This window comes from Nostoc sphaeroides (genome assembly GCF_003443655.1).
In the GTDB taxonomy this organism is placed as follows: Bacteria; Cyanobacteriota; Cyanobacteriia; order Cyanobacteriales; family Nostocaceae; genus Nostoc; species Nostoc sphaeroides.
Map to the genome: position 1 here is coordinate 6,388,444 of NZ_CP031941.1, position 12,234 is coordinate 6,400,677.

Consider the following 12,234-nt stretch of genomic DNA (forward strand, 5'->3'; position numbering starts at 1 on the left):
ATTACGAATTACGAATTACAAATAATGCTGAGTGCGATTATTAAATGGGCGATCGCCCGCCGTTGGTTAGTTATCCTGGGTACAATTGTCGTAACGCTTTGGATATTTCGGACAATTATCCAAATGCCGTTGGATGTTTTGCCCAGCTTTGCACCACCCCAAATTGAAATTCAAACTGAAGCACCAGGACTAGCACCAGAAGAAGTTGAATCTCTGGTAACTTTGCCAATTGAAAGTGCGATTAACGGTACTCCAGGAGTCACAGCAGTACGTTCTTCTAGCGCGTCGGGAGTCTCCGTTGTCAAAGTAATTTTTAACTGGGGAAGCGATATTTATCAAGCTCGCCAATTGGTAACAGAGCGATTACAACAGAGTTCTAGTAAGCTTCCTGAAGGAGTGGAAACGCCACAAATTTCCCCCACCACTTCCCCCATCGGTACTGTACTGCAATACGCTTTTACTTCTAAAAATACTCCTTTGATGGAAGTGCGACGCATTGTCGATTGGCAAGTAACAAATCGCCTTTTAGCTGTTCCAGGTGTTAGTCAGGTTATAGCGTATGGCGGTGATACTCGCCAATATCAAGTATTAATTGACCCAGAGAAGTTACAAGCATTTAATGTCACTTTAGCAGATGTGCAGGAAGCTGTATCTGCTGCCAATGTTAATGCACCGGGCGGTTATTTAATTACCCGCGATCGCGAAAAATTAATTCGAGGTATTGGACGGATTGAATCTATTGAAGACTTACAGCAGTCAGTAATAACTGCCCGTAACGGTACACCTGTAAAAATATCCGATGTCGCTGATGTAAAAATTGGTGCAGCTATTAAACGAGGTGATGGCAGTTTTAACGGTCAAAAGGCAATTATTGTGATGATTAATAAACAGCCTCAAGCCGATACTCCTACTGTTACCCGTGCCATAGAAGCGGCAATGTCGGAAATAAAAGCTGCTTTACCCAAAGATATTAATATAACTCCTACCTTCCGCCAAGAAAACTATATTGATTCTTCTATTGCCAATGTTAGAGAAGCTTTAATTGAAGGCAGTATTATTGTTGCACTTATCCTGATTCCGTTTTTGATGAATTGGCGTAATTTAGCTATTTGTCTAACGGCTCTCCCATTATCCTTACTAATAGGAGTACTATTACTAAATTTGCTAGGACAAGGTTTAAATACTATGACCTTGGGAGGGTTAGCAGTAGCGATTGGTTCAGCAGTTGATGATGCAATTGTGGATGCTGAAAACGTCTATCGTAACCTGCGAGAAAATAAATACTCTCCCAATCCGCTCCCAGTTTTAGATATAGTATTTGATGGTTGTCAAGAGGTACGCGATTCAGTATTTGGAGCCACTATAATTACCATAGTTGTCTTCTCTCCAGTTTTTGCTTTGGCTGGTGTAGAAGGTAGTATTTTTATCCCAATGGGATTAGGCTATATGGCGGCAGTTATCGCTTCTAGTATTACAGCTTTGACGGTGACTCCGGCATTATGTGCAATCTTATTACCTTACGGTAATTTGCCAGAAACCGAGCCTTGGATAGCAAGATTTTTTAAGAAGCTTTATCATCCTCTATTAGGATTTTCTCTGCGGCATTCTGGAATTATTTTAATATTAGCTGCTGCTAGTTTAGTAGCATCTGCTGTGATTGCTCCCTCCTTTGGGAGAGTCTTTTTACCAGAATTTCAAGAGCAAACTTTGGTGAATACCCTCACTCTTTATCCTGGTGTATCTTTGGAAGCTACTAATGTAGCTGGAGAAGCACTTCAAGACGCGCTGAAGGGAGACTCTAGATTTCCTTATGTACAGTTGCGTTCTGGACGTGCGCCTGGTGATGCAGATGCAGCTGGGGTGAATTTGGGACATTTGGATATTGAGTTGAGTAAAGCGGCGATGGAAGACAGAGAAGAGAGTATTAAAAAGCTGCGGGAAGAGTTTGCTAAATTACCAGGGGTAGCACCAAATATTGGTGGTTTTATCTCTCATCGGATGGATGAGGTTTTGTCTGGTGTGAGAAGTGCGATCGCTATCAAAATCTTTGGTTCAGAATTAGAAGAACTCCGCATCATTGGAAGCCAAGTAAATGAAGTAATGAAAACCGTTAATGGGATTGTTGATTTACAACTTGAGCCTCAAGTACCAGTCGAACAGATACAAATTAAATTCAACCGTCAAGCTGCTTCTCGATATGGTTTAACAGCAGGAAAACTTTCTAAAATTGTTGAAACCGCTCTCAATGGTAAAGTAGTTTCCCAAGTTTTGGAGAAACAACAAACTTTTGACTTAGTTGTGTGGTTAAAACCAGATGCACGTCAAAATTTGGATACCATTGGCAATTTATTAGTTGATACTTCTGACGGTCAAAAAATTCCCTTATCACAAGTTGCCATAATTAACAATGGTACAGGGCCAAATACGATTAACCGGGAAAATGTTTCCCGCTTGATTGTTGTTTCTGCTAACGCTAGCGGTAGAGATTTGCGTTCTATTGTCAATGAAATTCGGGACAAAGTTAACCAACAAGTGCATCCTCCCTCTGGTTACTATATTCAATATGCAGGGCAATTTGAGGCGCAAGAAAGAGCCACTCAGAATATCTTAATTTCCAGTGCGATCGCCTTTGTCGTCATCACAGTAATTATGTATCTCTCAGTCAAATCTATTCCTTCTACCATCATGATTATGATTAACTTACCTTTAGCATTGGTGGGAGGAGTATTTTCAGTAGCTTTAACAAACGGCGTTATTTCTATTGCTTCCTTAGTTGGCTTTATCACTCTCTTTGGAGTTGCCACTCGTAACGGTTTGCTATTAGTAGATAATTACAACACCAAATTTGCTCAAGGGATGCCTCTTAAAGAAGTGCTTATTAAAGGCTCAATGGAACGGCTTAACGCTATTTTGATGACAGCTTTTACTTCAGCTTTAGGGTTAGCACCATTAGTAGTTAACAGTGGGCCTGGTAAAGAAATTTTGCAACCCCTTTCAATAGTAGTGTTGGGTGGCTTGTTTACCTCTACAGCATTAACCCTATTAGTTATTCCAGCTTTATATTCTCAGTTTAGGAAGTTTTTGGCTCCTAAAAATACTATATTCTTACAAAATATTGATATTGCCAAAAATCCAGTATTATAATTTGGCTTTTAGATTTGTTTATTATTTATGAGTTGGAGTAAATTAATGATTTCACTAAAATCAAGTTTGATTGTTATAGGAAGTGTAGGTCTGCTTTTTTTAGGAGCTTGTAGTAACAGTAATCAAGTAGCCACTAACGAAAAAAGCCCAGCTATTTCTACCTCAACTCCAGCCTCACCTGCTGCCAAAACATCTAGCCAGCATGGTGAATCTAAAGGAGGTCAAGTTGTAGAAACAGGAGCTTATCATTTAGAGTTTGTAGCTGAGAAAGAAGCTAATGGAACTCATATAGATTTTTACTTACAAAAAGGGGACAATCACGAGGCAATATCTAATGCCAAAGTAAAGGCTCAAGTTCAGACACCTGATGGAAGGCAGAAAACTTTAAACCTAGCTTACGATAAAGAAGGTAAACACTATACTGTTTTGCTCCCAGAAAAATCTTCTGGTCAATATCAAGTGAAGATGCTTGTAGATGTTGATGGCAAAAAAGTAGATGGTCGTTTTAGCTTTAATAAATAATATGAGAGTGTTACTAGTCGAAGATGAGCCAGATTTGGGTTCGGCAATTAAGCGTACCTTGAACCTGGAAAAGTATATAGTTGACTGGGTTTTAGATGGTAATGAGGCATGGGATTATCTAGAAAACCAGTGGACGCAGTACACTTTGGCTATTATCGATTGGATGTTGCCAGGATTGTCTGGGTTAGAACTCTGTAGTCGGCTACGAACACGACGTAATCCTCTACCAATTTTGATGTTGACAGCCAAAGATCGGATGGAAGATAAAGTTGGTGGGTTGGATGCAGGTGCTGATGATTATTTAGTGAAGCCCTTTGGTATGGCGGAATTGTTGGCGCGGTTACGTGCTTTGCAGAGGCGATCGCCCCAATTTCAATCCAAGGAGTTAACTGTTGGCAACCTGACTCTCGATTACAGCAACAGTATGGTTGTCAGTCAGAACCATCAAGGGGATAAACAGATAATTTCTTTAACTAATAAAGAATTCCAACTACTGGAGTATTTTATGAAGCATCCGCACCAAATTGTCACAACTGAACAGATTCGCAATCAGCTTTGGGAGGTGAGTGCAGAACCCGTTAGTAATGTGGTGGCGGCTCAAATACGTTTGCTGCGCCGCAGATTAGCCAGTAGTGGTTGTGGAAACCCCATTGAAACTATGCATGGTGTGGGATATCGTCTCAATCTCACCGTTGACATCCTCCCCACCGTGAACGGCGGGGATTCCTAAGACTCACGACTTAGGTTTCTGTTTCTTCCCACTAATGGGTTTTCGCAACTGCCCTTCAGAAATATTTCTTTCGGGTCTTATGTTCGCTCCACAGACTGAAACTGCGAGTCCCGCAGCCAAAATATTCTTACTTGCGTTGATGTCCCGGTCGTGGTGTGCGCCACACTCAGGGCAATCCCACTCTCGTACATTTAACGGCAATTTATCAACGATATGTCCACAATTACCACATCGTTTAGAACTCGGAAACCATCGGTCAATCTTGACCAGAGTGCGACCATACCATCCGCACTTGTATTCAAGCTGCCTCACCAATTCACCCCAACTAGCATCACTGATAGCAAGAGAGAGTTTCTGGTTCTTAATCATATTCTTCACAGCCAAATCTTCTACGGCGATGGTTTGGTTTTCTCTCACCAACCGAGTTGTCAACTTGTGAAGGAAATCTTTTCGAGCGTCACTAATTTCTTCGTGAACTCTAGCGACCTTTATACGTGCTATAACAATTCTGGCTACCGAATATAATGTACAGTCTTCACGTAAGTGATATTGAGGAAAAAACGTGGAATTTCAGAAGTTATTGTCTATTTTTACTTTAGTAAAGATTGCTACGTTCGCTCTGAGTGTACCTGTATTTGCTCAAATCACCCAGATTCCCTCTAATTCTTCACAGTCGAGTTGTCGTGCAACTAAAGTAGATACTCCAATTTTTAAAGAACCTTCAACATCATCCAATGCTATCAGAATATTGTCGGCACAAACAAGAATTACTTTAGCATATATACCAGTTAGTGGAGATAAATTTGTCAGAATTAAATCTCCGAGTTCAGGGTTTATTCAAACTGCTACGCTGAAATTTTGTCAGACAAATAACAACACTCAAAATCTGTGGAGTAAGCCTATTATTGGCAGTGTATGTCGGCAAATTGTGCAAACTGAAACTCTACGTCGCCAACCAAGTCTAAAAGGAGATTATATTACAACACTTTATCCAAATGCAATCGTGTTTGTGAACTTGGTTACAGGTAATGTAGTTAAATCATACAAATCTGAAAATTACATTTGGGTAGAAATTGACCTTTCCAGAAGTTTCCCTGGAGAGTTATCCGGTAATGGTTGGATAGCCAATACCGACTTAGTAAATACTCCTAGATTCAGTAGTCTGGCTTATTGTAGTTAGTAGGCTATTTCGCTTAATATCTCGACCCAGTATGAGTTTATCCATCCGCTAGGGTCGCGCCTTCGACCACGCAGCAATATCTTGACTCGACCATTTTTAGGATTTATATAGCGGTTATCGATTGGATGAGAACACCAAAATCCTTGCTGTCAAATCATTCCAGCATTTTTTTTGTATCTCACTGAACTGCACACCGCTATAAATTCCATCTAACTGTTTTCCTTGTCAGGCTCAAGCTGCATGGCTATCAACTACGTGGATTATGAATCAAAATAAACTCTTTAACTTAACGCGGGTACGTTTGGCGCTATGGTATGCGCTTGTCATGGCTGTGATTTTAAGCCTGTGCGGATTCGGCGTATACAAAGCCGTATCCCATGCTCATTGGGTAGCATTAGACCGAGAATTGGAATCTGTCGCCGGAACGATACACGACAGTATCGAACTGAAACTAAAGCAACCTGGACGCATTGAACCAGTTGTACAACAGCTTTTACCAAATATTTGTGTACTTGGGGAAAGATGTATTCAACAGCAGTCAAGTTCTAAACGGCATATTCTCAGCGCCATCCATCAAGGCTACTACTATGTACGTTTTTTTGATAATTCAGGACGCTTGATTGCGATCGCAGGTTCTCATCCAGAGGGACTTTCTTTAGTCTTTAACAAGGAACTTTGGCAAACTCTCAAAGACAGCAAAGGCAACCCATACCACCAAATTTCCTTTGTACTGCACACTCAAGAAAATCATGATTGGGGATACATCCAAGTGGGGCGAAGTCTGGAAGATTTCAACAGTTATCTGGATGCTGTGAAATTAATTTTAGTCGTAGGATTGCCTACAACGATGATTGTGGTTAGTGTTGCTAGCTGGTGGTTAGCAGGATTAGCAATGCAACCTATTTATCAATCTTATAGACAAATCCAACAATTTACAGCAGATGTCGCACATGAATTGCGAACCCCTTTAGCTGCAACACAAGCAACGGTGGAATCAGCGTTGTTGATGCCGAAATTGGATGAAATCGAAGCGCGGGACATTCTACAAACTATAAACCGTCAGAATCATCGACTTACTTCTTTAGTTGTTGATTTACTCCTCTTAGCTCGTCTAGATCGGCAACCCATGCCATTACGACATGAAGTATGTTGCTTAAATGATATTGTCAATGACTTAATAGAGGAATTTGCAGCGATCGCATTTTCTGCTAAAGTAACGCTGACATCTGCAATCCGAGTCGAGCAACCTCTAAAGATCGTAGGAGATTCTGACCAACTCTATCGTCTGGTTTCTAATTTAATTATCAATGCAATTCAATACACGCCACAATCGGGAAAGGTGATTGTTGTCTTAGATCGCAATGAAAATTATGCTGTGATTCAGGTTCAAGATACAGGTATTGGCATTCCCCACCAGGAACTGACTCGAATTTTTGATCGCTTTTACCGAGTGAATAGCGATCGCTCTCGTAAAACTGGCGGTTCTGGATTAGGATTAGCGATCGCTAAGGCAATTATTCAGTCACACCAAGGTAGTTTAAATGTGCAGAGCCAATTAGATAAAGGTAGCACTTTTACTATTCAATTACCTTTAGATGTCACACCAATTTCCCAGTTTAAATTGCTGTATCGTCGCCAGCCTAAATTTAAATAAAATTTTCTTACCAAACTTTACTCATATTTAAAATAAACCCAGGCAATACCAACTCGCCGCTTACACTATCAGGATTATCTAAACATTCTTCTGGCAATCCAGGACGATAAATATAAACTTTACGCAGCTTACGGTCAATTAACCAGCCTAACTGTATTCCTGGTTCATTCATATATTCCTCCATTTTTTCCTTCAAAGTCTGGAGGTTGTCACTAGGAGATTTGAGTTCGACTACAAAATCTGGACAAATGGGAGCAAACTTTCGCTGTTGTTCTGGAGATAGAGCATTCCACCGTTCTAGTTTAATCCAGGAAGCGTCAGGCGATCGCTCTGCACCTGTTGATAACTTAAATCCGGTACTAGAGCTAAAAGTTATACCTGTACCGTCTTGTTCCGACCACACCCAATACTGCTCGGTTAAGGAATTTCTTGGTTGAGGCAAGCTGTTCAATAGCTGGGGGAGAAATGGAGGCTGGCGTTGAGTTTTTGCCTCCCCTGCCTCAAGAGCTTCCCCTGCCTCCCCTGCTTATCCGAGCAGTATTGCGACCACACCCATAGCTGTCCTGAGATATTACCTGCTCGGTTTCCTGTCTCTGAACCAGTAGGAGGCATAATTAGCAATTCTCCGAATTTATTTCGCTCAATGCGTAAATCACGATTCACCTGACAGAACTCAAAAAATTGTTCGTCTGTCATTTGCATTGATGACGGAATTTGTAAAAGCAAAGGGGATGAAAACATCGAGATTTCCTCCAGGTTATGATGCCTAGCTCACTGACTATATTCTCACGCAAAAAAGCAAAGACGCTAAGTTATATCTTTGCGTCTTTGCTTTTTTATCTGAAATCATTTTCAGATTTACTTATTAGGCTGAGGAGTTATCCGCAGATAGGGTTTGATTTCCTCGTAACCTTTGGGGAATTTTTCTTTGAGTACTTCTGGATCTTTCAGTGAGGGGACAATTACAACATCCTCTCCATCTTTCCAATCAGCTGGTGTCGCCACGCTGTAATTATCAGTCAATTGCAGAGAATCAATCACCCGCAAAATTTCATCAAAGTTACGTCCCGTGCTGGGAGGATAGGTGAAACTTAGGCGGAGTTTTTTATTAGGATCAATCACGAACACCGATCGCACTGTCACAGTCGCATTAGCATTGGGGTGGATCATGTCGTAAAGCTCAGAAACCTTGCGATCGCCATCTGCCAAAATTGGGTAGTTGAGAGTGGTGCTTTGAGTTTCTTCAATGTCTCCCACCCAGCCTTTGTGAGATTCTACATCATCAACGCTGAGTGCGATCGCTTTGACATTGCGCTTGTCAAATTCTGGTTTTAGCTTGGCAACTGTGCCAAGTTCTGTTGTGCAAACAGGTGTAAAATCAGCAGGGTGAGAAAACAGCACAACCCAGCTGTCACCTGCCCATTCGTAAAAATCAATGTCGCCGTGTGTTGAGGCTTGCGTAAAATTGGGTACTGTGTCACCTAGACGGAGAGCCATGAGAGATTCCCTGTAGTTAGAAGATCATACGTATTATACTTTGCCATCATGACATAAAACCCCTATTCCCCAATCGGAGTTTAGCGGTTTGAAACAAAATTTTAGGTTGTCAGTACTCTCGGATATAAGTAAGTAAGTCGGTGAGAATAATTCAAACTATATTAATTAATGTAAAAAATTTGGGAATTAGTTTGTAGTAAGGGCTTTAGCCCTCAAAGTAGGGCTAAAGCCCTCACTAGAAACATGCAAATTATTTACGCCGTCCTACTTATGCGGGAGGTAAAAATTAGTAAAAAAGACTAAATATCAGGTATTGAAAATCGCATATTAGATATTTATAAAACTTTTTTCCTTCCCCATTCCCCATTCCCCAGCCCCTTTTACTAATGATGATATTAATCTTTTTAGTTATTGGTGTTATCCTCAGCACAACTGCGAGTTTTATTTTTGGAGTTCCCTGGTTGATGCCGATTTTAGGTGCTGCTGTCCCTTATCCCATTTTCTTTTTACAAGTACGTCGTCAACAGTATAAAAGTGCTTTTTGGTGGATGTTATTGTGGGGAGTGTTGCAGAGTATTGCCGTAATTGTAGCAACTGCGATCGCACCAGAAACAGCAGCAAAACTCATCCTCCGTGGACAGTCATACACTACAGAGATGTTGCACTGGATTCGCACGGGAGAAGGTATGGAAGGTTCACTCAATTTATTTTTACCAGACCATTTATTGCACTACGGGATTTTTTGTATTCTCTGCGTTGTAACTATTAGTAGCATGGCATTAATATTCGGCACTTGGATGCTGAATTACATGAATTTTTATGTTGCAGAATTAGTGAAAGTTAGTGCTAAACCTTGGTTAGCAGCTATTCTGGGGTGGTATCCTTGGTCACTTATGCGGATAATCGGGTTTATTGCAACTGGGGTGGCTTTAGCAGCTTTAGGATTAAATCTAGTAACTCGCATCAGAGGCGAAGTTCCTAAGTCTCCCTTTCCAAAAACTTATATGTTGATTGGGATTGGTTTTGTGATTGCGGATATCGTTGTCAAAGCGGTTCTAGCACCTATTTGGCAAAAACTGCTGTTGTCTGCGTTGGGTTAAATTCATTTGTTTGCCAGAATTTTTTGGTAGGCTTGGATTGTTTGCTTTGCGATCGCATCCCAGCTAAAATTTTCCAATGCATATTTTTGGGCGTTTAATCCCCGTCGTTGGCGTTCTGCGGGATTTTGCAAAGCTTCTTGCAGTAACTCTAACAGTTCTTGAACATCTGTTGCACCCACCCAACCCGACAGACTATCACGTATCTGTTGCCAAATATGCACTTGGTCAGAAATTACTACGGGTACACCTGCTACCATTGCTTCAGCTACAGCAATCCCAAAATTTTCGTAGTAAGAAGGCAAGACAAATAAATCAGCAGCTTGTAGTAAACTAACTTTGAGTTCACCAGTGACAAAGCCAGTAATTGTAGTGTGCGATCGCAGTGGTGAATTTTGAATTTGGGATATTATCTTTTTTTCGTAATCTGGATCTTGGGGATTTGTCCCAGCTAAGACAAAATGAAACTTATAACCAACCGCTAACAGCTTCTCTAACGCCGGAATCAACAAATTTAACCCCTTTTTCGGGTCAATTCGTGACATAAACAATATTAAAGGTACATCCTCTGGTATTCCTAACTGACTACATCCATTTTTAAGGGGGGATTGAGGGGGAATCACACCCAACGGAATTACCAAATCTGGCGTAGATACTCCAAATCGTTCTGATACTTTAGCTTCTTGATTGCTGGTGAAATGAATTGCTGCTGCACCAGCTAAATTTTGACGTTCTATAATTGCGACATAAAGCTGTTTTAATTGTTTTTTCTTCTGTAAATCAGCCGGATCGAGAGTACCCAAAGGACGGAAAATATAAGGTAGTTTTTGCTGACGACACACAATAGCAGCAGCACTACTTATGGGAGAGAATAGAGCATGAATATGTGCTATGTCAAACTCATGAGCATGACGTTTTAGCCAGTTTAATAAATCTAGAGAAAATTTGTAGCGACGAAATGGGGCGCACCGAAAGTAAATTATTTCATAGCCATCTTGTTTAATTGGGCGATTTAAAGGAACATCCAGAGGTGTTTGACCATTATCACCATTACTATCAGTTGTGAGAATTGTAACTTCCACTCCCTCTTTTACCAAAGCTGGAGCTAATCCTAGTACCATTTGACTGGGGCCGCCGTAAATCAGAGAAATTGAGGGAACTATTTGTAATATTTTCATTTTCTTGTCATTTTTTTTGTTACTCACTAATGACCAATGACTAATGACTAATGACTCTTAAGCAATTCTTGATAAAACTCTAATTGCTCTTTAGCCAAAGCTTTATTTGTATATTTAATCATTGCTTTTTGATAACCCATTTCACCCAAAGTATGAGCAAAATCTGGTTTATCCATTAATTGGACTAAGCAATTAGCAAGGGCTGGAACATCACCTTCAGGAAATACTAAACCAGCATCGCCAATTACATAGGGAATTTCACCAGAATCAGAACCAATCACAGGTACTTGGCAGGCCATCGCCTCAATTAGCACATGACCAAATTGTTCTTTCCAGCCTACAGAAGTTAAAGTTTTAAATTTGTAAGTTGTTTCTGAAGGCAGTACTAAGGTACTCATTAAATTGATATAGTTTGCAACTTCGTTATGGGGAACACTCTCTACCAAAATTAATCGTTCTTCAATATTGTTTTCTGCCGCGATTTTGATTAATTGACTTTGCAACTCTCCTCGTCCCAGCAGCAGTAATTTCCAAGGTTTATCTTTCAAAGTGATTAAGGCTTGCAAAAGCGTTAATAAACCTTTTTCTGGCACAAATCGTCCAACAAAACCTACAACAAAATCTTCTTTTTTAAGATCCAACTTAGCCGCTAACTCTGGTTGGGCTTTGGGAGTAAATAAACTTTCATCTACACCCAGTTGCGGCATAACTTTAATTGCTCCTTTATATCCCCGTTGCCGTAAAACTTCTGCTCCATCTTGATTGCCAGAAATAATGCCGTGGCTGTGATTGAGGTTATATGTTTCTAATAAAGCAACTGGTAATTTCAGATGATATGGTAAATTCCACCAGGTAAAAAATACATTTTTTGCCTTGAGTCCTAATAGCTGATTTAAGGCAATCATCTGAGTATAAGCTAGCCCCCTAGACCCTTGTTCCACTTGGATGATTTGGGGACGAAATTCTTTTAACAAAGATATCAAATCAGCACCAAAAGTAAGGAGTCCCTGATGATTTTGACTGAAATTAGAAACTGGAACTATTCTAAATCTGCCTTCATCGCGGTATTCAGTTTCAATAATTCTATTTTGTACACCGCCTGGTTTCCAACGCTTTGGGACTACAACTGTCACTTCAATGTCGGCTTCTAGTTGAGATAAAGCACGTAGTTTTTCACAGTTGAGGTCTACGATATAAGTGTGACTAGCAACTAAGATTTTCATCTATCCTTT

10 protein-coding genes and 1 pseudogene are annotated in these 12,234 nt (G+C 40.5%); 6 read left to right on the plus strand and 5 right to left on the minus strand.

Annotated features, from left to right (window positions below):
- Positions 1 to 24: 24 nt before the first annotated feature.
- The 3 genes from D1367_RS28490 to rppA are packed head-to-tail and all read left to right on the plus strand — an operon-like array spanning position 25 to position 4,396.
- Complete coding sequence (locus D1367_RS28490) at positions 25 to 3,144, plus strand: efflux RND transporter permease subunit (protein WP_118170515.1); 3,120 nt, start codon at positions 25 to 27, stop codon at positions 3,142 to 3,144.
- 45 nt (positions 3,145 to 3,189) lie between these two features.
- Complete coding sequence (locus D1367_RS28495; RefSeq protein ID WP_118170518.1) at positions 3,190 to 3,666, plus strand: copper resistance CopC family protein; 477 nt, start codon at positions 3,190 to 3,192, stop codon at positions 3,664 to 3,666.
- Position 3,667: 1 nt separating this feature from the next.
- The gene (rppA, locus tag D1367_RS28500) at positions 3,668 to 4,396 is read left to right on the plus strand and encodes a two-component system response regulator RppA (protein ID WP_118171681.1); all 729 of its coding nucleotides are present in this window, start codon (positions 3,668 to 3,670) and stop codon (positions 4,394 to 4,396) included.
- Positions 4,397 to 4,399: 3 nt separating this feature from the next.
- Here the strand turns inward: rppA and D1367_RS28505 are convergent, their stop codons facing one another.
- Positions 4,400 to 4,903, minus strand: coding sequence for an RNA-guided endonuclease TnpB family protein (locus D1367_RS28505; protein ID WP_338042152.1), 504 nt, complete (start codon positions 4,901 to 4,903; stop codon positions 4,400 to 4,402).
- Positions 4,904 to 4,958: 55 nt separating this feature from the next.
- Between D1367_RS28505 and D1367_RS28510 the strand changes: the two genes are divergently transcribed.
- Both D1367_RS28510 and rppB read left to right on the plus strand, forming a co-directional pair.
- Positions 4,959 to 5,576, plus strand: coding sequence for a hypothetical protein (locus D1367_RS28510; RefSeq protein ID WP_118170521.1), 618 nt, complete (start codon positions 4,959 to 4,961; stop codon positions 5,574 to 5,576).
- A 262-nt stretch (positions 5,577 to 5,838) separates the two neighbouring features.
- A complete protein-coding gene (rppB, locus tag D1367_RS28515; RefSeq protein WP_118170524.1) occupies positions 5,839 to 7,230 on the plus strand; it encodes a two-component system sensor histidine kinase RppB in 1,392 nt (463 codons plus the stop codon).
- 7 nt (positions 7,231 to 7,237) lie between these two features.
- Here the strand turns inward: rppB and D1367_RS33405 are convergent.
- Together D1367_RS33405 and D1367_RS28530 are read right to left on the minus strand one after the other, a co-directional pair.
- A pseudogene (locus D1367_RS33405) lies at positions 7,238 to 7,971 on the minus strand (Uma2 family endonuclease).
- 117 nt (positions 7,972 to 8,088) lie between these two features.
- A complete protein-coding gene (locus tag D1367_RS28530) occupies positions 8,089 to 8,727 on the minus strand; it encodes a peroxiredoxin (protein WP_118170530.1) in 639 nt (212 codons plus the stop codon).
- Positions 8,728 to 9,113: 386 nt separating this feature from the next.
- Here D1367_RS28530 and D1367_RS28535 point away from each other — a divergent pair, with 386 nt between their 5' ends.
- Positions 9,114 to 9,827, plus strand: a complete 714-nt coding sequence (locus D1367_RS28535) for a hypothetical protein (RefSeq protein WP_147337404.1) — start codon at positions 9,114 to 9,116, stop codon at positions 9,825 to 9,827.
- A gap of 2 nt (positions 9,828 to 9,829) precedes the next feature.
- Here the strand turns inward: D1367_RS28535 and hpsP are convergent, their stop codons facing one another.
- Together hpsP and hpsO are read right to left on the minus strand one after the other, a co-directional pair.
- Positions 9,830 to 11,002, minus strand: a complete 1,173-nt coding sequence (gene hpsP, locus D1367_RS28540; RefSeq protein WP_118170536.1) for a hormogonium polysaccharide biosynthesis glycosyltransferase HpsP — start codon at positions 11,000 to 11,002, stop codon at positions 9,830 to 9,832.
- A 47-nt stretch (positions 11,003 to 11,049) separates the two neighbouring features.
- Positions 11,050 to 12,225 carry a hormogonium polysaccharide biosynthesis glycosyltransferase HpsO gene (gene hpsO / locus D1367_RS28545; RefSeq protein ID WP_118170539.1) on the minus strand — a complete coding sequence of 392 codons (1,176 nt, stop codon included), beginning with the start codon at positions 12,223 to 12,225 and terminating at the stop codon, positions 11,050 to 11,052.
- Positions 12,226 to 12,234 lie beyond the last annotated feature (9 nt).

Excerpts from the sequence above, each read along its gene's own strand:
- D1367_RS28490 (WP_118170515.1), top strand. The coding sequence starts at position 25 with ATGCTGAGTGCGATTATTAAATGGGCGATCGCCCGCCGTTGGTTAGTT.
- D1367_RS28495 (WP_118170518.1), top strand. The coding sequence starts at position 3,190 with ATGATTTCACTAAAATCAAGTTTGATTGTTATAGGAAGTGTAGGTCTG.
- rppA (WP_118171681.1), top strand. The coding sequence starts at position 3,668 with ATGAGAGTGTTACTAGTCGAAGATGAGCCAGATTTGGGTTCGGCAATT.
- rppB (WP_118170524.1), top strand. The coding sequence starts at position 5,839 with ATGAATCAAAATAAACTCTTTAACTTAACGCGGGTACGTTTGGCGCTA.
- D1367_RS28530 (WP_118170530.1), bottom strand. The coding sequence starts at position 8,727 with ATGGCTCTCCGTCTAGGTGACACAGTACCCAATTTTACGCAAGCCTCA.
- D1367_RS28535 (WP_147337404.1), top strand. The coding sequence starts at position 9,114 with ATGATGATATTAATCTTTTTAGTTATTGGTGTTATCCTCAGCACAACT.
- hpsP (WP_118170536.1), bottom strand. The coding sequence starts at position 11,002 with ATGAAAATATTACAAATAGTTCCCTCAATTTCTCTGATTTACGGCGGC.
- hpsO (WP_118170539.1), bottom strand. The coding sequence starts at position 12,225 with ATGAAAATCTTAGTTGCTAGTCACACTTATATCGTAGACCTCAACTGT.